A 24,243-nucleotide genomic window follows, 5' to 3' on the forward strand; every position below is an offset into this window, starting at 1 on the left:
AGTCTGCCGTTAACGGTTCAACAGGCTGCGGGTTTTCAACTCGCATTCAAACAAGAATTCAAAGGCCTCGATCTGCCGTAACGCATCGTTCATGCCTGCGCCCCAGGTGTAGAGGCCGTGGCCGCGAATCAGGTAACCGACGCAATCCGGATGGGCGTCGAGCCAAGGCTGCACCTTGGCGGCGAGGCGCGCAATGTCCTGATCGTTGTCGAAGATCGGCACGCGCACCCGCGATTCGTGGGTCGAGATGCCGCTGAAGGCTTTTTGCAGTTCGTAATCTTCGAACTCGATGAAATCTTCCGCAGTCAGGCGCGACAGCACCGTGGCATTCACCGAATGCGTGTGCAGCACCGCACCGATCTCCGCGCGCCAGTTATAGAGCTGGGTGTGCAGCAGGGTTTCGGCAGACGGCTTTTTGCCCGGTTCCAGACTGTTGCCGGACATATCGGTAGCGAGCACGTCATCCAGGCCCAACTGACCTTTGTGTTTGCCAGACACCGTCAGCAGCGCTTCGCTCGGCGACAGGCGCGTCGAATAGTTGCTGCTGGTGGCTGGCGACCAGCCGCGACCATAAAGAAAACGCCCGGCGTCGACGATTTGCTGAGCGAGCTGTTCACGCGTAAGGCTCATGGCCTGTCCTCTTGCATTCGGGTAGCAATGATAACGGCAGCGGCGAGCGCTGCGAGACTGGCAATACTAAAGGTCAATGTTGCGCCGAGGGCATTCCAGCTGTAGCCGGAATACAACGCGCCGAGTGCACCACCGGTTCCGGCCAGCGCCGCGTACAACGCTTGGCCCTGCCCTTGCTGACGCGCGCCGAAACTACGTTGCACGAACTGGATGGCAGCCGCATGAAAGCTGCCGAACGTGGCCGCGTGCAACACCTGAGCGAACAGCAAAACCCAAAGGAATTCGGCGAACGAACCTAGCAGCAACCAGCGCAACGCTGCCAGCAGAAAACTCGCCATCAGCACCCGGCGTACCGAGAAGCGCGCGAGAATCCGGCTCATGGCCATGAACATCAGCACTTCGGCGACCACGCCGACCGCCCAGAGCATGCCGATCACGCCTCGGGTGTAGCCGAGCTTTTCCAGGTGCAACGTCAGAAACGTGTAATACGGCCCGTGGCTCATTTGCATCAGCGCAACACAGCCATAAAACGCCAGCACGCCGGGACTGCGCAGCTGTTTGAGAAAGCCATCGCCGTTCGACCGGTTGCCCTGCGCCGGTTGCGCGTTGGGCACCCACAAACTGCTGAGAACAATGCCGGCCATGATCAGCACCAGCGCCGCCGGGTAGATATCCAGGCTCAGCCATTCGAACAAGCGACCGAGCGCGACCACGGTGATGATGAAACCGATTGAACCCCACAGGCGAATCTGGCTGTAGCGCGAGGTCTGGCCCTGCAAATGTGCCAGCGTGATGACTTCGAACTGCGGCAATACTGCGTGCCAGAAGAACGCGTGCAAGGCCATGACCATCGCCAGCCACGCGTAGCTTTTGCTGACGAAGATCAGCGAGAAGGTCAGCAGCGTACACACCGCGCCGAAGCGCACGATGGCCAGGCGTTTGCCGGTGTAGTCGCCGAGCCAGCCCCAGATGTTCGGCGCCACGCAGCGCATCAGCATCGGGATTGCCACCAGCTCGCCGATGCGCGCGGGACTGAAGCCGAGGTGATCGAAGTACAGCGCCAGAAACGGCGCTGTCGAACCGAGCAAGGCGAAATAGAACAGATAGAAACTGGACAGCCGCCAGTACGGGAGCGCCGCCACGCCGGTCAGACTGCGGCGGCTTGCAGGTCAGCCATTAAAGTTGACCCAGCACCGGAGTGCTCACGCGCACATCGGCGTTCTGGCCACGGTGCCGCAGCAGATGATCCATCAGCACGATGGCCATCATCGCCTCGGCAATCGGTGTAGCGCGAATACCGACGCACGGGTCGTGACGGCCCTTGGTGATCACATCCACCGGGTTGCCGTGGACGTCGATTGAACGGCCCGGCGTAGTGATGCTGGATGTTGGCTTCAGCGCCAGATGCGCAACGATTGGCTGACCGGACGAGATGCCGCCGAGAATGCCGCCAGCGTTGTTGCTGAGGAAACCTTCCGGGGTCATTTCGTCGCGGTGCTCGGTGCCACGCTGGGCAACGCAGGCGAAACCGGCGCCGATTTCCACGCCTTTAACTGCGTTGATGCTCATCAGCGCGTGGGCCAGTTCGGCGTCGAGGCGGTCGAAAATCGGCTCGCCAAGGCCGGGCATCACGCCTTCGGCTACCACGGTGATCTTCGCTCCGACCGAGTCCTGATCGCGGCGCAACTGGTCCATGTAGGCTTCCAGCTCCGGGACTTTGTCCGGGTCGGGGCTGAAGAACGCGTTGTCGTCCACCGAGTCCCAGGACTTGAACGGGATTTCAATCGGGCCGAGCTGGCTCATGTAGCCACGAATGACGATGCCCTGGCTGGCCAGATACTTCTTGGCAATCGCCCCGGCCGCTACGCGCATGGCAGTTTCGCGCGCCGAGCTGCGACCGCCGCCGCGATAATCGCGCTCGCCGTATTTGTGGTGGTAGGTGTAGTCGGCGTGGGCCGGACGGAACAGATCCTTGATCGCCGAGTAGTCCTTGGACTTCTGGTCGGTGTTGCGGATCAGCAGGCCAATCGAGCAACCGGTGGTGCGCCCCTCGAACACGCCGGAGAGAATTTCGACTTCGTCGGCTTCCTGACGCTGGGTGGTGTGGCGGCTGGTGCCCGGCTTGCGGCGATCGAGGTCGCGCTGCAGGTCTTCGAGGGAAATCTCCAGGCCCGGCGGGCAGCCGTCGACTATGGCGACCAACGCCGGACCATGGCTTTCGCCCGCGGTGGTGACAGTGAACAACTTGCCATAGGTATTGCCGGACATGCAGGACGCTCCGTGAAATCAAACCTGATTCTTGATGCGCGCCAGTATACGCAGGCTAACCGAGTAGTTCATCCTCGAACCTTAGCGGTGTTGGTGAGTCCAACCGGCACCTTGGCGAATGATGGCGTGATGATGCTGCGAGTTTTGATATTGAGTCTTACCCTGTTTAGCGGCTTTGTTCAGGCGACTGTCCTGCAACGACCTATCACTTTGCCTACCGATGGCGGCGAACTTTTCGGCTCGCTGTTGTTGCCGAAGTCCGACACGCCTGTGCCGGTTGTCCTGATTCTGTCTGGCTCGGGTCCTACCGATCGCGACGGAAATAATCCGGACGGCGGACGCAACGACAGCCTCAAACGGCTGGCCTGGGTGCTGGCCAAACACAACATTGCCAGCGTGCGCTTCGACAAGCGCGGCGTGGCGGCGAGCCTGGCGGTGACGCCGGACGAGCGCAATCTGAGCATCGAAGCCTACGTCGCGGATGCGGTCGCCTGGGGCCAGAAACTCAAGGCTGATCCGCGTTTCGGACCGTTAATCGTGCTCGGCCACAGCGAAGGCGCGTTGATTGCCAGCCTCGCCGCGCCGAAAGTCGATGCAGCTGCAGTCATTTCCCTGTCCGGCAGCGCGCGGCCGGTTGATCAAGTGATCCGCCAGCAATTGTCGCAACGCCTGCCGCCGCCACTGATGCTGCGCAGCAACGAATTGCTCGACAGCCTCAAGGCCGGGCGCACTGACGACAACGTGCCCGCACAATTGCAGGTGATTTTCCGCCCGAGCGTGCAGCCGTATCTGATCTCGCTGTTCCGTCAGGATCCGGCGGCAGCCTTCGCCCAACTGAAAATGCCGGCGCTGATCGTGCAGGGCAGCAACGACATTCAGGTGCAGGTCGATGACGCGAAACTGCTCAAAGTCGCCAAACCGGACGCCAGATTGGCGCTGATCGAAGGCATGAATCACGTGCTGCGCATCGTGCCCAATGATCTGAAGCGGCAATTGGCCTCCTATAAAGACCCGAATCTGCCACTGGCAGCGGAACTGGGTTCACAGATCCTCGACTTTATTGACGGAATTCGCACCCGTTAAGCACGGTTTCCCCTCCAGTCTTGCAGAAAACGGCCGATAAGCCTTTGTCGCCAGCGTACCGGCTGGCGACAAGCAGGGCTTGGACAGGATCTCGCCGTTATGACTGATACCCAGACTTCACCCGACACCACCGCTGAAAAAGACGCGCCGCCAGCGGTCGAGCTGCCGTGGGCGGACGTTCATGTCGAGCACCACAAGATGCTCCGTCTGGCGCCGCTGAAGACCGACCGCAACACCGGCGGACGGCCGCTGCGTTTCGTCGAATTCGGCTACGCCGAGCGCAACAGCAAAGAACAAAGCCTGATGCGCATGGCGATCAAACTGCCCGGCCAGCGCGTGCGCAAGGAGCAGAATCTTGTGGATGTGTGGGTCGATCACAAGACCAAACGCGTGCATTTCGGTCCGGACAGCGGCTTGCAGATCGAACCGCTGAACCGTGGCATCGGCCGTTTCATGGCCGCTCAGGGCATCACTTGGGCCAAGAAACGCTGGCCCGCCTACACCGTCGACGGCATGGACCTGAACAACAAGGACGCGCTGAACGAAGACACCCGCCTGCGCCGCGATCACTTTCTGCGCGTGCATGGTTTTGACGTGGCGTATGCCGATGCGCAGCATTTGAAGGGCAGCGTCAAAGAGGCGCAGGTCAGTGATTTAGTGGGCGACTGGAACAGCGAAAAGCTGCAGATCGTCGAGATTCTCGAAGCGGCGCAGATGCTGCAACAGGCCGAGCAGAATCTGGCCGAGCAGGAAGTAAAGCTGAAAGTGCAGGAAGACAAGGTCAGCAAGTTCAAGCGTGAAGACGCGGGTTTGCGTTTTACGATTACGTGTCTGGTGGCGTTTTCGGTGTTTCAGGCGGGGTTGTTGATCTGGATTGCAACGCACCGTTGAAAATTTTGAATCAGCGCTGATCTGTGGCGAGGGAGCTTGCTCCCGCTCGGTTGCGAAGCGACCGCAAAACCTGAGCACTCGGTCTATCGGAAAAACCGTGGTGCCAAGTTAAGGGTCTGCTTCGCAGACCAGCGGGAGCAAGCTCCCTCGCCACAAGAACTGCGGCGTCTTAATTGCGATTCAGACGCGCGAAGCAAACAACGCCTGATGATTGCGGCACTGTTCCGCCGTCAGCATGAACACGCCATGCCCGCCGCGTTGGAATTCCAGCCAGGCAAAATCCACTTCCGGGTACAGCGCATCGACGTGCACCTGGCTATTGCCCACTTCGACGATCAGCAAACCCTTCTCGGTCAGATGATCCGCCGCTTCGGCGAGCATGCGGCGCACCAGGTTCAGACCGTCATCACCGCAGGCCAGACCCAGTTCGGGTTCGTGTTGATATTCGTCCGGCATGTCGGCGAAATCTTCCGCATCGACGTAGGGCGGGTTCGACACGATCAGGTCGAAACGCTGACCGGGCAAACCATCGAAACCATCGCCCTGCACCGTGTACACACGCTCATCGACGCCGTGACGCTCGATGTTCTGATTGGCCACTTCCAGCGCTTCGAACGACAGATCGGCCAACACCACTTCGGCGTTCTGGAACTCGTAGGCGCAGGCGATACCGATGCACCCGGAGCCGGTGCACAGGTCGAGAATCCGCGCAGGCTCTTCACCAATCCACGGCGCAAAACGGTTTTCGATCAGCTCGCCGATTGGCGAACGCGGGATCAACACGCGCTCATCGACGATGAATGACATGCCACAGAACCACGCCTCGCCCAGCAAATAAGCCGTTGGAATGCGCTCTTCGATACGACGCTTGAGCATGCGTTGCAGGTTGACCAGTTCGTCGTCTTCAAGCGCGCAGTCGAGGTAGCTGTCGGCGATTTCCCATGGCAGATGCAACGCACCGAGTACCAACTGTCGGGCTTCGTCCCAGGCGTTGTCGGTGCCATGGCCGAAAAACAGATCCTCCCCATGGAAGCGGCTGACGGCCCAACGGATGTGGTCGCGCAGGGTACGAAGTCGGGAAGTGATCACGGGGCAGAACTCCAGAAAAAACGACTGGCGATTCTACCAGCCAAAACGCGCCACGACGACGCAGGAAAAAACCTGCGCGACCGTAGGACTCTTCGATTTTTTCCATCAGCTATTGAACAGAACGTGTAACTTGACAAGGCTGCAGGCCAACAACGACGGTGCCTACGATGGTAGCGATTCACAGAACCGCTCAGCCAGAGGAGAATGTCGCAAAAGCCCCACCCCAAGGAGCCCCAGAATGTCCGTTCCAAAAACGATGTTTCAACTCAGCGGTCGCGGTTACGCAGCGGCCACGTTGAGCCATGCCACCGTGGTCATCATCGATGCCCAGAAAGAATATCTCAGCGGCCCGCTGGCCCTGAGCGGCATGGACGCGGCGGTCGCGAACATCAAACAGGTTGTCGCTGCGGCCCGCGCCGCCGGCCGGCCAATCGTGCATGTGCGCCACCTCGGCACCGTCGGCGGTCTGTTCGACCCGCAGGGCGAACGTGGCGAATTCATCCCCGGCCTTGAGCCGCAGGGCGATGAAGCGATCATCGACAAACTGCTGCCGAGCGCATTCCACGGCACTGCCTTGCTGGAACGACTGCAGAACCTTGGATCGCTGGACCTGATCGTCTGCGGCTTCATGAGTCATTCCAGCGTCAGCACCACCGTGCGCGCGGCGAAGAACCTGGGTTTCCGCTGCACCCTGGTTGAAGACGCCTGCGCCACCCGCGATCTGCCGTTCAAGGGCCGTGTCCTGAGCGCTGAACAGGTGCAGGAAGCGGAAATGGCGATCATGGCGGACAACTTCGCCACGCTCGCGCTGACTCAGGATCTGGTCTGATCCAATCTTCGGTGAGCGGGCAAAACCGCCGCTCATCCGCAAAAGCCTCGCATTTGGCGCAATTGTCTTAGCCTCAGGAACAACCCGGTCAACTCCCGGTCGAAGGGCCGATACCCATTGAGGAAGGTCGGAATGAAGTTATCCGATGGATTTGACGCACGCCGCTTGCGGCCCAAAGGCCAAAGCAACTGGCGTTTTCGATTTGGCGCGGCGATTGCTGCCATTCTGGCGACGTTCGGCGTGCTGCTGGCGATGGCCGGTGCCGCCAGCCTGCTGGGGCGCCCGCCTGCGCTTGGCGACTTGAACGCAACACCGATGGGTTCGGCGATCATTCTCGCGGTCGGCCTGTTGTTCCTGTATTTCGGCGTGGCGCTTTGGCGTCGCTGCCGGCGTCGCGCACGGCAATCGCGCGAACTGAACATGTCGCCACACCTGATGAAAAAACACGATTGAATAACGGCCTGGCTTTTTGCCGGGCCGTTTTGTGTCTACTTGGGTAAACTGGCCGCCCTTCGCGGAGGCTGACATGCAAGACGACGATTTTTCCCTGTTCAAAAACGAGCTGCGCGGCGTCAAGCCGATCAAACACGATCGCGCCGACACCGGCAAACCGAAGACCGACCGCGCCCAGATCGCCAAACTGCGTCAGTCGGCCACCGTGCGCACCGACAGCACGATCATTGACGGCCTGTCCGATCAGTTCGTGATCGACGTCGGCCCGGAAGACGAGTTGATGTGGGCGCGCGACGGGGTGCAGGAAAGCCAGATGCGCAAGCTCAAGATCGGCCAGATTCCGTTCGAAGGCAGCCTCGACCTGCATGGCATGAGCGTAGAAAAGGCCCGCGAAACCCTCTGGGCCTTCCTCGCCGAAGCAACCAAATTCGAAATCCGCTGCGTGCGCGTCACCCACGGCAAGGCTGTGCGCCTGGACGGCAAGCGGCCGATGATCAAAAGCCACGTCAACACTTGGCTGCGTCAGCACGCACAAGTACTCGGCTTTACCTCGTGCCAGGCTAAACATGGTGGCGCCGGGGCGGTTTACGTGATGCTCAAACGCACGATGATGGAAGGTCGCGACGAATAACGTCGTTACATCGAACTTGCAGGGTTGTGTCCGCCACCGTACCCTTGCCCTTTGCGAAAATCCCCACAGGTAGTTTCATGTCCCTGGAACAGAATTACACCGCGATTCTCGGCCAATTGGGCGAGGACGTTTCCCGCGAGGGCCTGCTCGACACGCCAAAGCGTGCCGCCAAAGCCATGCAGTACCTCTGCCGCGGTTATGAACAGACTCTGGAAGAGGTCACCAACGGTGCCCTGTTCAGCTCTGATAACAGCGAAATGGTGCTGGTCAAGGACATCGAGTTGTACTCGTTGTGCGAGCACCACCTGCTGCCGTTCATCGGCAAGGCGCACGTTGCGTACATCCCGAGCGGCAAGGTGCTGGGCCTGTCGAAGGTCGCGCGGATCGTCGACATGTACGCGCGCCGTCTGCAGATTCAGGAAAACCTCAGCCGCCAGATCGCCGATGCGGTGCAGCAAGTCACCGGCGCGCTGGGCGTTGCCGTGGTGATCGAGGCCAAGCACATGTGCATGATGATGCGCGGTGTGGAGAAGCAGAATTCGTCGATGATCACTTCGGTGATGCTCGGCGAGTTTCGCGAGAACGCGGCGACCCGCAGCGAGTTTCTCAGCCTGATCAAGTAATGCGTGACCGAAAAAACCGGCGTTGATCGCCGGTTTTTTTTCGTCCGTGAAAAATCGGGTAAGCTGCGCGCCTTCTTCAATGTCCCTGTGAGGCTTGTAACGTGTTCGTCAAAGCGCTTCGTGTCGGCCTCGGCCAACTGATTATCTTCGTTGACTTCCTGACCCGTCCGGGCAAGAAGCAACGCCCCGCCGCTGCTCAAGCCCAAGTAGACGCCGCGGCCAAGGACCTGACCCTGTATCAGTTCCACGCCTGCCCGTTCTGCGTGAAAACCCGCCGCAGCCTGCGTCGCCTGAACGTGCCGGTGGCGCTCAAGGACGCGAAGAACAATGAACTGGATCGCCAGACCTTGCTGGAACAGGGCGGCAAGATCAAAGTCCCTTGCCTGCGCATCGAAGAGAACGGCCAGACCACCTGGCTGTATGAATCCAACGCGATCATCGATTATCTGAACACGCGGTTTGCCGCGGTGTGATGGTGTTCTGTGTTGCTGATGGCCCTATCGCTGGCAAGCCAGCTCCCACAGTGATCTGTGGCGTTTACAAAACCTGTGGGAGCTGGCTTGCCAGCGATGAGGCCCGCTGAAACAACACACTATCCAGACAAAAATAAACCGGCCCCAATGGCCGGTTTATTCGTTTTCACGCCGCTTTGGCCGCCTGCGCCTGACGCACCACCGCTGTCAGACACTCGAGTCCTGCGCATATATCCCTATCGACAAAACTTTCGTCGACAAAACATAAAACAATATTTGCTTTATTTGTACACAAAAGCATAATCCACAGCGTGCGAGTTCCTGACCAAGCGGTCAACAAATTCGCGTATGCCTCAAAGGGCCGCTGCCACCCCTCATGGGTCCGGCCCTGGAAATAACAATAAAACTCTTGAGGAGTACTCGCTGTGGAAAGCCGCAAATCCGAAGCATCGCCGCTGGATCTCTCGCCGCCGTTACGCAATGGCTTGCTTGAGCGCATCTTCAAACTCACCTTGCATGGCACCACGGTGAAGACCGAGCTGATCGCCGGTCTGACAACCTTCATCACCATGGCCTACATCATCTTCGTCAACCCGAACATCATGGCCGATGCCGGGATCGATCACGGTGCAGCCTTCGTCGCTACCTGCATCGCCGCCGCGCTGGGCTGCCTGCTGATGGGCCTGTATGCCAACTGGCCAGTGGGCTTGGCGCCAGGCATGGGCCTCAACGCGTTCTTCACTTACACCGTGGTCGGCACCATGGGCTACAACTGGGAAACCGCACTCGGTGCGGTATTCGTTTCCGGTGTGTTGTTCATGATCCTGACGTTCTCGCGGATTCGCGAATGGTTGCTCAACAGTATTCCGGTCAGTCTGCGGTATGCGATGGGCGCCGGTGTCGGACTATTTCTCGGTTTGATCGGTCTGAAAACTGCGGGCATCGTCGTCGATAGCCCGGCGACACTGATCAAACTCGGCTCCCTGCGCGAGCCCGGCCCGCTGCTCGCTGCGATCTGCTTCCTGATGATCGCGATCCTCAGCTATCACCGCGTGTTCGGTGCGATCCTCATCAGCATCATCACCGTGACCCTTGCCGGTTGGGGCTTGGGTCTGGTGCATTACGAAGGAATCATGTCGGCCCCGCCGAGCCTCGCGCCGACCTGGATGGCGATGAATGTCGCCGGCGTGTTCAACGTCAGCATGATCAGCGTGGTCCTCGCCTTCCTTTTTGTACACATGTTCGACACCGCCGGCACCCTGATGGGCGTGGCTCAGCGCGCCAACCTGGTCAACGCTGACGGGCGCATCGAAAACCTCTCGCGCGCCATGAAAGCCGACAGTGCCTCCAGCGTATTCGGCGCTGTGGTCGGTGTTCCGCCAGTCACCAGCTACGTGGAAAGTGCCGCGGGTGTCGCTGCGGGTGGTCGGACTGGTCTTACCGCAGTCACAGTGGGTGTGCTATTTATAGCGGCAATGTTTTTCGCACCGCTGGCCGGCATGATTCCGGCTTACGCCACCGCTGGTGCACTGATTTACGTTGCAATGCTGATGATGGGCGGCATGGCCCACATCGAATGGGACGAAGCCACCGACAGCATTCCGGCAATCGTCACCGCGATCATGATGCCGCTGACCTTTTCGGTCGCCGACGGCATCGCGCTGGGCTTCATCACCTATGTGGCGCTGAAGGCCGGCACTGGCAAGTACAAGGAAATTTCGGTCAGCCTGTGGGTGCTCTGCGCGATCTTCATCGCCAAGTTCATCTTCTTGTAAACCGCACGCGGTTCACGCTTTACATCAGCCTCACCCTTGCGGGTGGGGCTTTTGCACATTCTTGATTACAACAAAAAAGGAGCAAAGTGATGAGTCTGGAAACCTGGCTGCTGTTCAGCGGCGCTGCGCTGGTGGTGATCCTCATTCCAGGGCCACTGTCGTTGCTGATGATTAGCAACAGTCTGAATTACGGGTTGCGCCGTTCCTACCCGGCGTTTCTTGGTGGCGTGTTCGCTTCGATCTGCCTGCTCAGCGCTTCGGCACTCGGGTTGGGCGCCCTGCTGCTGGCTTCCGAACAGTTGTTCAGCGCGCTGAAAATCATCGGCGCGATATACCTGTTCTACCTCGCCTGGCAGAGCTGGCAGCAATCGCGTCAGCCATCGGTCGGAGCCGAAGTACCTCAAGCGGCGCCGGTGCCGCGTTTTCGCGCGTTGTTCAGCCGGGCGTTCGTGCTGGGGGCGAGTAATCCCAAGGACATTCTGTTTTTCGCCGCGTTTCTGCCGCAGTTCCTCAGTGCCGAACAACCGTTTCTGCCACAACTGCTGGTGATGATTGCGACCTGGACGGTGCTGGATCTGCTGTGCAAGTTGACCTACGGATTGGGCGCCCATGGTGCGGCGCGGTATTTGCGCAGCGGCAAGGGCCAGAGTTGGTTTAACCGGATCAGTGCCGGATTGTTCGGCGGTGCCGGTGCCGCTTCACTGCTCAGCGGGCATTGAAACATAGTGTTCTGATTTGATACTGCCATCCTCGATATCCAAGTTGTACATCGAAGATGGCAGCCAACTATCCTGCGACCTTGGTAGTTGAAGCATAAACGCAACACACCGCAACACCCCGTCGATGTACTTCATTTGAAACGTCCCCCTAAGATGGCGCCGCAGCGCAACATCAATTCCAGGACAAGGACGTTCAAATGGCAACTCTGATACTTGATGCTTCGATAGAAAAAGACACGGTACTCGTTACAGACGTGGAACTTGTCTCGAATCAACGCTCGGCTTCGACAATTGATTTCGATGAACTTGAATCTGTTCAGCCCTCGCTCGAAAACAAACATAAAAGAGCGCAACTGAAAACCGTCGACCAGCTATTTGGTCCATTGCATATCGGCGAATATTCGATTACCCGTTCGGCTCTGGACGCATTGGGCGCCACCGTCGATGGGCAACCATTGAATGGCAATAACACATTCTTCCGTACACCGAAAAAGACGTTCATCAATGCTCTGCAATTTGATCCTGCAGCCATAGAAGCGCGCATGAAACAAACATCGGGCGCGGATGATTATTTGCTGCCGGCCCTGCTCTTTGAAATTGCCAGCCGACGGCCATTGAACGCCCCGGCGATGTTGCACACCAGCCTGAACACCGAGGTTGATCCAGGCATATATCAGGCCAAACTGAAACAACTGCTGAACTCGGCGCACAAGCTCAACATCCGCCATGCACACCTTGCCGAGCCTCTGCCGCACTGGATCAAGCGTTCATCCAGTCGCACGATGGCCGGCACCGGCATCGGACTTCAGGCGTTCGGTATCTACAGCGGACTGCGCGGCCTGCAAGATGCGCTCAGGAACAAGGATTCGTATGGCATCGTCTTCAACAGCTCCGCGTTCACCGCAGATGTTGCCTCGATAGCGATTGATCTGGCGGTCGCGCGCAAAGCCACGCAAATGATCAAAGCCAGCCAGAGCGCTTATCAGGGATTTGCCAAAACCAGCTTCGCCTTGAAGTTGGGTCGCAGCGGCGGTTTGATTGGCGGCGCCTTGACGTTACCGTTCGACATCATTGCCGCCGTAGACGGTTTCAATGCTGCAGCCAAGGCAACCGGCAAAGAAGCCATCAATCACTACGTCAATGCTGGCTTGAGTGTCGCCAGCGCAACCATGACCGTGCTGCTCGGGGCGGCGGCACTGGCCGGTTTTTCCTTCGCAGGTCCGATTGGTCTGATCGCCGGTTTGTTGCTGGTGGCAGGGTCGCGGGTCTGGGCCGCCATCAATGTGGTCGATGACATTGACGACTACATCACCCTGACGACCGACGAACGCCTGCGCACCGGCTGGTTTGCGTTCTGGGGTATCAGCCCGGATGAAACGATCGAAGATCGCCACGCGATTGCCAAAGCCACCGCACAACATTCGCAACAACTGCAAGCCACGGCCAGAAAGTTGCTGGACGGGGATCTGAAAGAACAGACCGAAGCCATCATCAATGGCAGTTTCCATGTCGATCTACAGCCGATCCAGGTTGCGACCTACGACTGGACGCCAGAAAACCCGCAGTACAGAACCGTCAAACGTGCGCGGATCAACGACGACGCCGACACCATAGATGCGCGCGACGGCGTCACCGCGGACACGCCCGGCGCTGTATTGGGGACGGCAGCAGATTACAAAGGCGTGTTGTGGTTCATCGGCGGCGGTCACGACACCATTCAGGGCGTGAAGAACAAACCCAACAGCTATTACTACGCCGCCGGCAAAAAACACCTGAGCGGCGGCAGAAAAGATGATGAGTTCATCTATGAAGGCGCCGCCGCCCTGTTGCAGAGCGGCGCTCACGAAGCGTCGATTTCCGAATTGAAAGGAGGCCCGGGCAGCGACACTCTGAAGCTGGCGGGCCACTTCCCTGAAACCAACGAAGAACGTTACGGCTTCAGGATCGATCTCGAAAAAGGCGAGATGTCGGTATTGGTCAAGCCGCCAACTCGCAAAGAACAGGCCTATAAACCGCACAGCACCCTGCGCAGTATTGAAAACGTCGAAACCCTGGCCGGCGCCACCAATGAAGTTATCGGTAACGATGGCCCGAACATCATCAAGTCGCGCGGCCGTGATGACATCGATGCCGGTGCCGGCGATGACCAGGTCTACTTGCTCGGCAGCTACAGTTCGGCTCGCGGTGGAGCCGGCAAGGATGCTTTCGCTATCGCCTATATCCCGGGGATGGTGTCGATCATTGAGGACGCGCTGGACGAGAGCATCATTGCACTCGACTGGCGATCGGATCTGATCGAAAGCTGGCAGGTAGAAAAGACCGAACTGGTGATTACTTCGCGATTTGAAATCGACGACATCAGCAAAAAAATTGTCAGGATCAAGAACGTCTACAAACAAGTTCAAGACCAACGCTTGCTGCTCAATGCCAAACTTTCATTCGTCACCAAAGATGGTTTTAACCTGGTGCCCGAGTTGCCACCGAGCATCGATACCCCGCAGCCCACTGATGTACCGGTGGTCATCATTCAGCAGGGCACCCGCCACTTACCGGTGATTATCTACGCATCAGAGTGCATCGTTCCTCACAACAAAAGTTCCAGCTACTGGGTTTCGCGCAACAATCTTCAGACCGTCTTCAAGGCAAACGAATACAACAAACATTTCGCCACCACGCTGCACCTCGACTACGCCAGCAATGAACTGACTCACGCTGAGGCTTATTACAACGCTGACCTGATACACGCAACCAGCGCAAATCACATCATGTACAAACAATGCGATATGAATCTGCATTTCGGAGAGAAGCAGATCACGCTAAAAAATCTGGCAGCGTCACGTATGGCCGGGCATACGAAGATCATTGGGCGGCTTACCAGGCCCGTACTGGAAACAAATCACCCGTTCATCTTGATCATGAACGACGGAGTCTCTTACCGTCTCACCTTGCCCGATGCAGCCGACAACGTGTTCGCTAACAGTCACTTTGAAATCAGCGGCCCCTTGCAATGGAACAGCACTGTCCGGTTGCCGCTATCACCCAGAGCCGGCACCCATCAATACCTGCAACCACTGGACAACGAAGCGCATGCGCTGGGTAACCGCGAGAAGTGCGTCAAACTCAACCCGGCCACTGCACCGACCGCCGTCGAGTCCCTGACCGGTGATGGATCAAAGTATCTGGTTCATCTTGGCTCGGGGATGTCGTTACGCATCGCGACGCCGGATGCACTGGCCGGCGCGAGCAAACAATTGGCCTATGCCTCGACCTGGGAATTTGACGCTACAGCCCTCGGCAACGTCGAAATCAAACTCGCCGACGGCCAATTGCTGATCGGGCAAACTGTCATTCACTTACCGCAGTACAAAAATCCTGCAGACCTCGTTGATCAGGTGCGAGTGATCACGGCCAAAGGTATCGTCTACGCTGTCGACCTGATTTTCGACGCGGTGTACATCGAAGCGCTCGACGCCCGCTTCCATGTACCTGCCAGCGGCCTCACAGCCACCCTCCCCGCCGAACTCGACCCGCTGACGATGCCGCAGATACCCGTGCGTAACATTGCCATGAAGGATGGCAGTAGCGGCGCATTGTCTTATCACCTGACGCAGCGCCGCTGGATACTGGCTACGGACACGTCCCGCAGCATTACCGCAGAAGATCTGCAGACCACCCATCACTGCACTCACCAACTGAAGCTGTTCGAGGAAGTCGCGAAGATTGGACTCGGTTACGCTCCTCCCCTTGACGAGCAAGCCATGAAAACCTTGCGTGAGCACTGCGTGAAACTCATGGGCGATCTGTCGCTTGATTACGCCGCAAAATTGTCCAGGGCGAAGAACCTGGCCTGGCTGCTGTCCGGACAATCGCACTTCACGTGACGGCGGCGCTGGACACGCTTTGCATCAGTTGCTTACGCCGATTGATATATGTACCACACGCCAGACGCCCGGCTTGACGATCATTCAGCCCCCTTAAGCCACCACCAGATTCCAGGCTTTACACAACTGAATGATCGATAGCGGAGCACTTCAAATGGCCAAGCCACCCAAGCAGATTCCTGCTGCCCATTCATCGCCCCCCAGACCCGCAACGGAAACTGCGCGGGTCAGCGGCGATGACATCCATATCCTGCGCCCAGGCTTGCACTCGCAAGCCGGCGATTTGCCTTTTGCCGGGCCTTCCTCGCAGCGCCCGCCCGAAACCGACGGCGGCACTCGACAGCCCGCAGTCGAAGTCAGCGAGATGCTGACGCGACATCAGCCAGGCGAATCGAGCACTGCGCCTGACGCACTGAACCTGTCCGCCCGCCCCACAACACCGACATTTCTTCCCGCACACCTGGCCATCAGACTGACGCCCGCCACCGATTCCCCGGAAGGTATCCGTTATGACGGGCGAGACCGAATCTACGTGGATATGCGCGAAGGTACCGCCATGGTGTCGAAAAATCCGGACGGGCACTATCAGCTGACCTCCGCCAACGAGTTGGTCCCCTCCGGTTATCGGGTGGAACGGATTCGCGAAACGCACCTGTGGCAAAAACTGCAACCGGGCGCAACGCGTCGACCGGCGGCAGATGCAGCAGATTCCATGGCCGGCCCCAGCAAGCGTGCGCGTGTGGAGGATGATCAAAGCGCTCAGGCCAAGACACTTTCTGGAGTACTTGATCTGTCCAGCCGCCAGTGGCGCAACTGGGGTCAATCGACCCGGCCGACGTCCGGGCAATCGGTAGAGATCGACGGGCTGCATTATCCGATCGTGTCGCAGATCGTTCGCTCCAATACGCCGGTTGTCTGCATCAAGCACCCACATTTCAACCCCGAGCGATTTGACGCATTCGAGCAGATGCTTGTAGACGAACCAGCGCTGCAGCCGCGTTGGGCCACCCGAAGCGCGGATGACCGCTGGGCAGTTGCGGACACTCGTCTGCCGTTCGAAAGATCGCTGACGCGATCGGTCGCCGAGTCTTTCGAGTATTTGTCCGGGCAGTCCTCCAGAGCCGTGGCCAACACCCTGTTCTACCAATCCCGCGGCGCTGAAGTGATTAATGGTGAAGGTTTGCAGGTTCTCGGTCAGACCCTGCGCCACTGGGAAAACCGAGCCATTCCGGCGCCCCGGCGCAGTCTCGCCGACCCGTTGATGCTGTTGCCAATACAGCCAACCCTGAATGATGGAACCTTCGGCGGAAAAATCGAATTGCCCTCGGCGTCTGCTGCGAACCTGCAACGAATCGATTTTGATTCGGCGAAATTCCCTGACCAATGGCGTGAATATTCCGCAACACCGCGCAATGCGAGCCTGCAAAAGCTGTTCAAGAGCGTGCTGGAAAAAAGTGGATACACCGTTAGTCCACCGAATCACTCACTGCTGGAAAACGCTCTGGTCTTTTACCGACCGGGACTTAACGTCCTGTTTGCCATGAAACTGCCGACGATATCCGCAGCCTTCATCCGTCGCTATACCAAACCGGGTTCCGAATTGAACAATTCGGCGGCGCTGATGCAACTCGATGACGCGGGACGCCAAAGGCTGAGCGCACTGCTGGCGCAGGACAACGTCATCTATCTGGTTGGCGGGATTGATCCACTGAATTCGCAAACCCCTTCCCTGTTCGTTCTTCGAGAAGGCTGACGTCAATGAGCCCAAAACGCCCCATAAGACCCAAACCCTCTTCGACAGACAATACCCCTGCAGTCCGTGACACGGCACCGGACGTTGTGCCCGGAACACGCTTCAGCACAGGATTGCCCGCCATCGAGTCGGCATTCGGTCACCCGACCGGACAAGTGCCACGGCAGCCGGACTTGCCTGACTCGACCGTGGAAATCATCGACCTGCCGGCCGATACGCAAATCCGCCAGACGCCCCCCGACCGGCCTATTGGCAGCTATTTTCTGCCGCCGGTGCTGGTCAACCGCTTGCCACTTGCCGATGCGCAATCCGGGTTACGCCTGGCGGGCCGTTACCTCTACGCAGACCTTGTCGATGGCGGAACCGTGTTGATCGGCAGCGACGCACAGAATCAATTTCGCGCCAGGTTATCGAATGAATTGCTGGCGTCCGGTCCGTTGCTTGAACGGGTTGAAGGCACCAATCACTGGCGCCCGGTTCGACCGACTGACCAGGCTGGCCACTCCGAACTGGTCGTAACTCGCCAACGTGTGCCGGATGATCCCCATGCTGCACTGCGTGATCCGTGGAAGGGCTGGGGAATTGACAGCCAACATGCTTCAGCCGATGACATCCGCGTCGATGGTATTCAGTACAAGGTCGTACCGCGCGGTGCGGTGAATGATCCGATCGTCTACATCAAAAACCCGATGCACATGGTTTACGACTTCGATCTGCTGGATCAGACGCTGAGGACCAATCCGCTCGAACAACCGCGGGCTGCAATTCAGGTTCCGCCGACCTACCACTGGGTCGTCGACCCGACATTGCCGTTCCAGAGCCCCATGACCGAATACGTCGCCAGCTACTTTCCAGAGCTGTCGGCGGTATCGCTGGAGAATGTAGCGTTTCAGCAGTTTGTGCTGGCGAACGGCTCCAGCATCGCCACTGGTTCAGGCTTGACCCTGCTGCGCCAGACGTTCAATGACTGGAAGGTCGGCAACAACCATCCGCGACCGCAACTGGCTGACCCGCTGTTGATGCTGCCGATCTTGCCGTCCACGGGTGGCGGCACCGTGCGGATCACTGAATTACCGAGTGCGTCGGCGAACGGTGCGCTGCAACGACTGGATTTCAATCCGCAGCTGTTCCGACAGGAATGGCAGTATGCGCAGGCAACCCAGACCGCCGTGGACCTGAAGCGTTTCATGGCAACGCTCCTGACCCGCAACGGCTACACCGTATTCGACCCGAGCATGTCCAATGCCTATCCGGCCGTGGTGTTTCAGCGAACCGGGCACGATTACGTGTATTTCCTCAGCCTGCATCGCATCCGCGGTCGAAAAATCAACCAGACGCTGAATGCCGACCCGAACAGTGCCAGCCTGCGCCTGCATATCCAGGTGGGCACACGGGCAGCACAGGTCGTGGTGGACGCGCACGCCGCCAACAAACTGATCTGGCTGCGGGGCGGCTCGCAATTGCTGGCCTCTGCCCCGGACACAGTCTTTATCATTCGCGACGGCCACTCGAGGCTCTGATAACCGTCTTCAGCTGACAGGCTCGCGCACACCGCGCGAGCTTTTTGACCGACGAAAAAAAGCCCGCAGTGTGGGCGGGCTAAAGACCAAAGAAGCTCTATGCGCAGTCGCTTCCCGGTGGGGGCAGCTGCTTGGGGGTCAGCTGCCCCGATACGTGGAATAGCTGTAAGGCGAAATCAGCAGCGGGACGTGGTAGTGCTCCTGTTCGGCAGAGATGCCGAAGCGCAGCACCACCACATCGAGGAATGCCGGTTCCGGCAATTGCACGCCACGGGCGCGGTAGTAATCGCCGGCGTGGAACTGCACCTGATAGACCCCGGTGCGGTAATCGTCGCCTTGCAGCAACGGCGCATCGACCCGACCATCGCTGTTGGTGACCGCACTGGCGACCAATTCCAGCTGCGAACCTTCAACGCGGTACAGCTCGACTTTGATCGAGCTGCCCGGGCAACCGTGTGCAGCGTCCAAAACGTGTGTTGTCAAACGTCCCATTGATTCTGCGCGCCTGCCTGCAGTGAGCAGTCAGACCTCGCGCCTCCCGAAGTCAGTTAAAAAGGAGACCGCACCGTTTCGGAGCACGAAAAGCTGCGGCGAGCGACTGATTAAGACACTTTCCAAAAAAATTGTACACAATAAAAACGACATTTTTCCTTCCACTCCCGCCATCCACCGATTTTCCGGGGATCTGCCCACACACCATGCGTGCATTGAACCTTGTAGCCATTAGCTGACTGGTCAGGCAGGTTTCTTGCAGGTTAGCGTCAATAGCAGCAAAAGATGACAGCCGGTGAAAAATGCGAAAATTCAGACTTACAAAGTGCGAATAAAGTTGTATACAATCAGCCCACCACTGTGACGCCAGGTCGTCACCTACACCGACATTCAACACGTCGTCACGAATAAGAAGGAAGCATGCAGTGAGCGCTGACTACCCACGCGACCTGATCGGTTACGCCAGTAACCCTCCTCACCCACACTGGCCGGGCAATGCCCGGATCGCCCTGTCCTTCGTGCTCAACTATGAGGAAGGTGGCGAACGCAACATCCTGCATGGCGATAAAGAATCGGAAGCCTTCCTCTCGGAAATGGTCGCGGCCCAGCCTCTGCAAGGCGTGCGCAACATGAGCATGGAATCGCTTTACGAGTATGGCAGCCGTGCCGGCGTGTGGCGGATTCTCAAACTGTTCAAGGAATTCGACATTCCGCTGACCATCTTCGCCGTCGCGATGGCCGCGCAGCGTCATCCGGATGTGATCCGCGCCATGGTCGATGCCGGTCACGAGATCTGCAGCCACGGCTATCGCTGGATCGACTATCAGTACATGGACGAGGCGCAGGAACGCGAGCACATGCTCGAGGCGATCCGCATCCTCACCGAACTCACCGGCGAACGCCCGCTCGGCTGGTACACCGGCCGCACCGGCCCGCACACGCGTAAGCTGGTGATGGAAGAAGGCGGTTTTCTCTACGACTGCGACACCTACGACGACGACCTGCCCTACTGGGAACCGAACAACCCGACCGGCAAGCCGCATCTGGTGATCCCGTACACGCTGGACACCAACGACATGCGCTTCACCCAGGTCCAGGGTTTCAACAAGGGCGACGATTTCTTCGAATACCTGAAAGACGCATTCGACGTGCTGTACGCCGAAGGTGCCGAAGCGCCGAAGATGCTTTCGATTGGTCTGCACTGCCGCTTGATCGGCCGTCCGGGACGCATCGCTTCGCTGAAACGCTTTATCGAATACGCCAAAAGTCATGAGCAGGTGTGGTTCAGCCGTCGCGTCGACATCGCACGTCACTGGCACGCAACCCACCCGTACCAAGAGGCCGCCCAATGAGCCGCTTTCAAACTGTGCAACCGTCGACCCTGAGCCGCGACGCCTTCGTCAGCGCCTTCGCCGACATCTACGAACATTCGCCATGGGTGGCCGAGAAGGCCTACGACCTGGGTCAGGACGCCTCGATCGACGAGATCGAAACCCTGCACCAGCGCATGAGCGACATCCTGTTGAGCGCCGATCACGCCAGCCAGTTGGCTTTGATCAACGCTCACCCGGACCTGGCCGGCAAGGCTGCCGTCCAGGGCCAATTGACCGAAGCCAGCACCAATGAACAGGCTGGCGCCGGTATCCACCAATGCACGGCCGAAGAGTTTTCGCGCTTCACCGAGCTGAACGACGCCTACAAAGCCAAGTTCAAGTTTCCCTTCATCATGGCGGTAAAAGGCAGCAACCGGCATCAGATCCTCGCGGCGTTCGAAACGCGCATTCACAACCCGGAAGATACCGAGTTCAAATGTGCGCTGGCGGAGATCAACAAGATCGCCCTGTTCCGATTACTGACTCTTTAGCGAGCCTGACCCGAGTGTCTTAGACGCGGAAAGCACCCAGGGTCTCGCAAGCATCCCAAGCCACTTATTTAAAGGCAGACAAGAAGAATGAAAGCTTACGCCGTACCTTTCGAGAAGTTCGTCAACCTGGCCGATGCCCGTCTGGGCACCAAAATCATCTCGGTCACCGATGACTGGTTTGCAGACGCCAATCGTCTGTTCCAACCGACCCCGGCCGTATGGAAGGAGGGCGTGTTCGATGACAACGGCAAGTGGATGGACGGCTGGGAGTCGCGCCGCAAGCGCTTCGAAGGCTACGACAGCGCAGTGATCCGCCTGGGCGTTCCGGGTTCGATCAAAGGCGTGGACATCGACACTTCATTCTTCACCGGCAACTATCCGCCGTCGGCCTCGCTGGAAGCGTGCTTCCTGGCTTCCGGTGAGCCGGACGCCAACACTCAGTGGACTGAAGTGCTGTCGGCCGTCGAGCTGCAGGGCAACAGCCACCACTATCACGAAATCAGCAACGACCAGGCGTTCAGCCACCTGCGTTTCAACATCTACCCGGACGGCGGCGTCGCCCGTCTGCGTGTGTACGGCATTCCGTTCCGCGACTGGTCGTCCGTCGGTGACAACGAGCAAGTCGATCTGGCAGCAGCCCTGAATGGTGGCCGCGCCCTCGCCTGCTCCGACGAACACTTCGGCCGCATGAGCAACATCCTCAACCCGGGCCGTGGCATCAACATGGGCGACGGCTGGGAAACTGCACGGCGGCGTACGCCGGGCAATGACTGGGTGATCGTCGCGCTTGGCCATCCGGGCGAGATCGAAAAAATCATCGTCGACACCCTGCACTTCAAGGGCAACTACCCGGACACCTGCTCGATCCAGGGCGCGTTCGTCAAGGGCGGCACCGATAGCCAGATCGAAACGCAGTCGCTGTTCTGGCGTGAACTGTTGCCGGCGCAAAAACTGGAAATGCACGCCGAACACACCTTCGCCGAGCAGATCAAGGCACTGGGCCCGATCACCCACATCCGCCTCAATGTGTTCCCGGATGGTGGTGTAAGTCGCCTACGCGTTCTCGGCAAGGTCGCTAAATAAGGTGGAACCCCTGTGGCGAGGGAGCTTGCTCCCGCTGGGTCGCGAAGCGGCCCCAAAAACTTGGGCCTGCTGCGCAGTCCAGCGGGAGCAAGCTCCCTCGCCACAAAAACAGAATCAACAACACAGAATCCGGATAAGAAGAACAGCATGCGCACACTGACGATTGAACCGCTGAGCAAAGAAGCCTTCGCCCCTTTCGGTGACGTGATCGAAACCGACGGCAGCGATCACTTCATGATCAACAACGGTTCGACCATGCGCTTCCACAAACTGGCGACGGTCGAAACCGCTAAGCCTGAGGACAACGCGATCATCAGCATCTTCCGCGCCGATGCGCAGGACATGCCGCTGACCGTTTGCATGCTGGAACGACATCCGCTGGGCAGCCAGGCTTTCATTCCGCTGCTCGGCAACCCCTTTCTGATCGTGGTCGCGCCAGTTGGCGATGCACCTGTATCAGGCTTGGTCCGCGCCTTCGTCACCAACGGCAGGCAGGGCATCAATTACCATCGCGGCGTTTGGCACCATCCGGTGCTGACGATCGAAAAGCGGGATGACTTCCTGGTGGTTGATCGCAGTGGCACAGGCAATAACTGCGATGAGCATTTTTTCAAAGAGGATGAGCGTTTGATCCTCGCCCCCCACCAATAAGAGAAGGTCTGATCACTCGACAACAGAGTGACAGGCGAGAGGTAAAGACTGTGGAAGCACATCTGTTTGAATGGCTGAACCTGAGCGTGCGCTGGGTGCACATGATTACTGGCGTGGCCTGGATCGGCGCGTCGTTCTATTTCGTCTGGCTGGAGAACAACCTCAACCGCGTCAACCCGAAAACCGGTCTGGCCGGTGATCTGTGGGCGATCCACGGTGGCGGTATCTACCACCTGGAAAAATACAAACTGGCCCCACCGACCATGCCGGACAACCTGCACTGGTTCAAATGGGAAGCCTATTTCACCTGGTTGTCGGGGATCGCGCTGCTGTGCGTGGTGTTCTACTCCAATCCGACGCTCTACCTGCTGGCTCCCGGCAGTTCTCTGAGCGGCCCTGAAGGCGTGGCCATCGGTATCGGCTCGCTGTTCATCGGCTGGTTCATCTACTCGTTTCTGTGCGACTCGGCTCTGGGCAAGCGCCCTGCTCTGCTGGGTTTCATTCTGTTCGTGCTGATCATTGGCGCCGCTTACGGCTTCAGCAAGGTGTTCAGCGGTCGGGGTGCGTACCTGCACGTCGGCGCGATCATCGGCACCATCATGGTCGGTAACGTGTTCCGCATCATCATGCCTGCGCAACGTGCGTTGGTAGCGGCGATTGCCGAGAACCGCACGCCGGATCCGGCCCTGCCGGCCAAAGGCTTGCTGCGTTCGCGGCACAACAACTACTTCACCCTGCCGGTGCTGTTCATCATGATCAGCAACCACTTCCCGAGCACTTATGGCAGCCAGTACAACTGGTTGATCCTGGCCGGGATCGCCGTGTTGGCGGTGTTGGTGCGTCACTACTTCAACACCCGTCACGACAGCCACAAGTTCGCCTGGACCCTGCCAGTGGCAGCGGTGGGCATGATCACTCTGGCGTACGTCACCGGCCCGACGCCGATGGCAACTGCTCCGGAAGTGGCCAAGGCGCCAGCGAAAATCGAATACCAGCCATTGCCGGAAACCGCAGTGGGCGGTGGCCTGAAACCGGCTGAAGCGGCGCAACCTGCTGCAGCAGCACCGGCCACAGCACCGGCTCAGGCATCGAACGCAGGCCCGGGTTTTGACAAGGTGCACACGGTGATTCAGGAGCGCTGCACGGTCTGCCATTCGGCCAAACCGACCAGCCCGTTGTTCAGCGCTGCGCCAGCCGGCGTGATGCTCGACACCCCTGACCAGATCCGCCAGAACGCCGCGCGGATTCAGGCACAAGCTGTCACCACGCAGATCATGCCACTGGGCAACATCACACAGATGACCCAGCAGGAACGTGAGCTGATCGGTGCGTGGATTGTGCAGGGAGCCCAGACCAACTAAGCAACACGAAAGCCTGTGTAAAAGCAGGCTTTTGTGGCGAGGGAGCTTGCTCCCGCTGGGTTGCGAAGCGGCCCCGCTCTTTGCCTGAAGAGCAAGGACTGCTGCGCAGTCCAGCGGGAGCAAGCTCCCTCGCCACAAAACCCGATGCAAAGAAACAGCTGTGAGCCACCCGGC

Annotated in this window: 22 protein-coding genes; 17 read left to right on the forward strand and 5 right to left on the reverse strand. The window is 58.8% G+C overall.

Translation table 11 applies throughout. From position 1 onward, the window contains the following. Positions 1–9 precede the first annotated feature (9 nt). The 3 genes from ACP7BN_RS24070 to aroC are packed head-to-tail and all read right to left on the reverse strand — an operon-like array spanning position 10 to position 2,898. Positions 10–630 carry a methylthioribulose 1-phosphate dehydratase gene (locus tag ACP7BN_RS24070; RefSeq protein WP_426206373.1) on the reverse strand — a complete coding sequence of 207 codons (621 nt, stop codon included), beginning with the start codon at positions 628–630 and terminating at the stop codon, positions 10–12. After that, complete coding sequence (locus ACP7BN_RS24075) at positions 627–1,772, reverse strand: MFS transporter (RefSeq protein WP_426206374.1); 1,146 nt, start codon at positions 1,770–1,772, stop codon at positions 627–629. The genes ACP7BN_RS24070 and ACP7BN_RS24075 overlap by 4 nt, the downstream gene beginning before the upstream one ends. A gap of 34 nt (positions 1,773–1,806) precedes the next feature. Beyond that, positions 1,807–2,898, reverse strand: a complete 1,092-nt coding sequence (aroC, locus tag ACP7BN_RS24080) for a chorismate synthase (protein WP_426206375.1) — start codon at positions 2,896–2,898, stop codon at positions 1,807–1,809. A gap of 129 nt (positions 2,899–3,027) precedes the next feature. On the opposite strand from aroC, the gene ACP7BN_RS24085 reads away from it, so the two are divergent. Next, on the forward strand, positions 3,028–3,981 hold the full coding sequence (locus ACP7BN_RS24085; protein ID WP_420650423.1) for an alpha/beta hydrolase: 954 nt from the start codon (positions 3,028–3,030) through the stop codon (positions 3,979–3,981). Positions 3,982–4,080: 99 nt separating this feature from the next. Next, the gene (locus ACP7BN_RS24090; protein WP_426206376.1) at positions 4,081–4,872 is read left to right on the forward strand and encodes a hypothetical protein; all 792 of its coding nucleotides are present in this window, start codon (positions 4,081–4,083) and stop codon (positions 4,870–4,872) included. A 180-nt stretch (positions 4,873–5,052) separates the two neighbouring features. Here the strand turns inward: ACP7BN_RS24090 and prmB are convergent, their stop codons facing one another. After that, entirely contained in the window at positions 5,053–5,961 is a 909-nt protein-coding gene (gene prmB, locus ACP7BN_RS24095; RefSeq protein ID WP_426206377.1) for a 50S ribosomal protein L3 N(5)-glutamine methyltransferase, read from the reverse strand. A gap of 238 nt (positions 5,962–6,199) precedes the next feature. On the opposite strand from prmB, the gene ACP7BN_RS24100 reads away from it, so the two are divergent. The 10 genes from ACP7BN_RS24100 to ACP7BN_RS24145 all read left to right on the forward strand — a co-directional run bounded on the left by ACP7BN_RS24100 (position 6,200) and on the right by ACP7BN_RS24145 (position 18,618). Beyond that, entirely contained in the window at positions 6,200–6,790 is a 591-nt protein-coding gene (locus ACP7BN_RS24100) for a cysteine hydrolase family protein (protein ID WP_426206378.1), read from the forward strand. A 132-nt stretch (positions 6,791–6,922) separates the two neighbouring features. Continuing rightward, positions 6,923–7,243 (forward strand): hypothetical protein, encoded by a 321-nt coding sequence (locus ACP7BN_RS24105; protein WP_007914024.1) that lies wholly within the window; start codon positions 6,923–6,925, stop codon positions 7,241–7,243. A 73-nt stretch (positions 7,244–7,316) separates the two neighbouring features. Continuing rightward, positions 7,317–7,874 carry a Smr/MutS family protein gene (locus ACP7BN_RS24110; protein ID WP_426206379.1) on the forward strand — a complete coding sequence of 186 codons (558 nt, stop codon included), beginning with the start codon at positions 7,317–7,319 and terminating at the stop codon, positions 7,872–7,874. 77 nt (positions 7,875–7,951) lie between these two features. Continuing rightward, positions 7,952–8,497, forward strand: a complete 546-nt coding sequence (gene folE, locus ACP7BN_RS24115; RefSeq protein WP_003204506.1) for a GTP cyclohydrolase I FolE — start codon at positions 7,952–7,954, stop codon at positions 8,495–8,497. A 101-nt stretch (positions 8,498–8,598) separates the two neighbouring features. Further along, complete coding sequence (locus ACP7BN_RS24120; RefSeq protein WP_426206380.1) at positions 8,599–8,970, forward strand: glutathione S-transferase N-terminal domain-containing protein; 372 nt, start codon at positions 8,599–8,601, stop codon at positions 8,968–8,970. A 425-nt stretch (positions 8,971–9,395) separates the two neighbouring features. Then, complete coding sequence (locus ACP7BN_RS24125) at positions 9,396–10,745, forward strand: NCS2 family permease (protein WP_420650372.1); 1,350 nt, start codon at positions 9,396–9,398, stop codon at positions 10,743–10,745. Positions 10,746–10,834: 89 nt separating this feature from the next. Continuing rightward, entirely contained in the window at positions 10,835–11,464 is a 630-nt protein-coding gene (locus ACP7BN_RS24130; RefSeq protein WP_426206381.1) for a LysE family translocator, read from the forward strand. A 542-nt stretch (positions 11,465–12,006) separates the two neighbouring features. Continuing rightward, positions 12,007–15,345, forward strand: a complete 3,339-nt coding sequence (locus ACP7BN_RS24135) for a calcium-binding protein (protein ID WP_426206382.1) — start codon at positions 12,007–12,009, stop codon at positions 15,343–15,345. A 154-nt stretch (positions 15,346–15,499) separates the two neighbouring features. Next, on the forward strand, positions 15,500–17,098 hold the full coding sequence (locus ACP7BN_RS24140) for a hypothetical protein (protein ID WP_426206383.1): 1,599 nt from the start codon (positions 15,500–15,502) through the stop codon (positions 17,096–17,098). An 86-nt stretch (positions 17,099–17,184) separates the two neighbouring features. Further along, on the forward strand, positions 17,185–18,618 hold the full coding sequence (locus tag ACP7BN_RS24145; protein ID WP_426206384.1) for a hypothetical protein: 1,434 nt from the start codon (positions 17,185–17,187) through the stop codon (positions 18,616–18,618). Positions 18,619–18,756: 138 nt separating this feature from the next. On the opposite strand, the gene uraH is transcribed toward ACP7BN_RS24145, so the two are convergent. After that, positions 18,757–19,110, reverse strand: coding sequence for a hydroxyisourate hydrolase (gene uraH, locus ACP7BN_RS24150; RefSeq protein ID WP_208938131.1), 354 nt, complete (start codon positions 19,108–19,110; stop codon positions 18,757–18,759). Positions 19,111–19,535: 425 nt separating this feature from the next. On the opposite strand from uraH, the gene puuE reads away from it, so the two are divergent. The 5 genes from puuE to ACP7BN_RS24175 all read left to right on the forward strand — a co-directional run bounded on the left by puuE (position 19,536) and on the right by ACP7BN_RS24175 (position 24,069). After that, entirely contained in the window at positions 19,536–20,462 is a 927-nt protein-coding gene (gene puuE / locus ACP7BN_RS24155; protein WP_426206385.1) for an allantoinase PuuE, read from the forward strand. After that, the gene (gene uraD / locus ACP7BN_RS24160; protein WP_426206386.1) at positions 20,459–20,974 is read left to right on the forward strand and encodes a 2-oxo-4-hydroxy-4-carboxy-5-ureidoimidazoline decarboxylase; all 516 of its coding nucleotides are present in this window, start codon (positions 20,459–20,461) and stop codon (positions 20,972–20,974) included. The genes puuE and uraD overlap by 4 nt, the downstream gene beginning before the upstream one ends. 87 nt (positions 20,975–21,061) lie before the next feature. Then, positions 21,062–22,057 (forward strand): allantoicase, encoded by a 996-nt coding sequence (gene alc / locus ACP7BN_RS24165; protein ID WP_420650364.1) that lies wholly within the window; start codon positions 21,062–21,064, stop codon positions 22,055–22,057. 147 nt (positions 22,058–22,204) lie between these two features. Next, a complete protein-coding gene (locus ACP7BN_RS24170; protein ID WP_426206419.1) occupies positions 22,205–22,708 on the forward strand; it encodes an ureidoglycolate lyase in 504 nt (167 codons plus the stop codon). 50 nt (positions 22,709–22,758) lie between these two features. After that, the gene (locus tag ACP7BN_RS24175) at positions 22,759–24,069 is read left to right on the forward strand and encodes a urate hydroxylase PuuD (RefSeq protein ID WP_426206387.1); all 1,311 of its coding nucleotides are present in this window, start codon (positions 22,759–22,761) and stop codon (positions 24,067–24,069) included. Positions 24,070–24,243 lie beyond the last annotated feature (174 nt).

Source organism: Pseudomonas sp. TWP3-1 (genome assembly GCF_049896625.1).
In the GTDB taxonomy this organism is placed as follows: domain Bacteria; phylum Pseudomonadota; class Gammaproteobacteria; order Pseudomonadales; family Pseudomonadaceae; genus Aquipseudomonas.

Excerpts from the sequence above, each read along its gene's own strand:
- uraD (WP_426206386.1), top strand. The coding sequence starts at position 20,459 with ATGAGCCGCTTTCAAACTGTGCAACCGTCGACCCTGAGCCGCGACGCC.
- ACP7BN_RS24140 (WP_426206383.1), top strand. The coding sequence starts at position 15,500 with ATGGCCAAGCCACCCAAGCAGATTCCTGCTGCCCATTCATCGCCCCCC.
- ACP7BN_RS24110 (WP_426206379.1), top strand. The coding sequence starts at position 7,317 with ATGCAAGACGACGATTTTTCCCTGTTCAAAAACGAGCTGCGCGGCGTC.
- aroC (WP_426206375.1), bottom strand. The coding sequence starts at position 2,898 with ATGTCCGGCAATACCTATGGCAAGTTGTTCACTGTCACCACCGCGGGC.
- ACP7BN_RS24105 (WP_007914024.1), top strand. The coding sequence starts at position 6,923 with ATGAAGTTATCCGATGGATTTGACGCACGCCGCTTGCGGCCCAAAGGC.
- ACP7BN_RS24070 (WP_426206373.1), bottom strand. The coding sequence starts at position 630 with ATGAGCCTTACGCGTGAACAGCTCGCTCAGCAAATCGTCGACGCCGGG.
- ACP7BN_RS24100 (WP_426206378.1), top strand. The coding sequence starts at position 6,200 with ATGTCCGTTCCAAAAACGATGTTTCAACTCAGCGGTCGCGGTTACGCA.
- ACP7BN_RS24170 (WP_426206419.1), top strand. The coding sequence starts at position 22,205 with ATGCGCACACTGACGATTGAACCGCTGAGCAAAGAAGCCTTCGCCCCT.
- uraH (WP_208938131.1), bottom strand. The coding sequence starts at position 19,110 with ATGGGACGTTTGACAACACACGTTTTGGACGCTGCACACGGTTGCCCG.
- ACP7BN_RS24135 (WP_426206382.1), top strand. The coding sequence starts at position 12,007 with ATGAAACAAACATCGGGCGCGGATGATTATTTGCTGCCGGCCCTGCTC.
- ACP7BN_RS24130 (WP_426206381.1), top strand. The coding sequence starts at position 10,835 with ATGAGTCTGGAAACCTGGCTGCTGTTCAGCGGCGCTGCGCTGGTGGTG.
- alc (WP_420650364.1), top strand. The coding sequence starts at position 21,062 with ATGAAAGCTTACGCCGTACCTTTCGAGAAGTTCGTCAACCTGGCCGAT.
- ACP7BN_RS24085 (WP_420650423.1), top strand. The coding sequence starts at position 3,028 with ATGATGCTGCGAGTTTTGATATTGAGTCTTACCCTGTTTAGCGGCTTT.
- ACP7BN_RS24090 (WP_426206376.1), top strand. The coding sequence starts at position 4,081 with ATGACTGATACCCAGACTTCACCCGACACCACCGCTGAAAAAGACGCG.
- folE (WP_003204506.1), top strand. The coding sequence starts at position 7,952 with ATGTCCCTGGAACAGAATTACACCGCGATTCTCGGCCAATTGGGCGAG.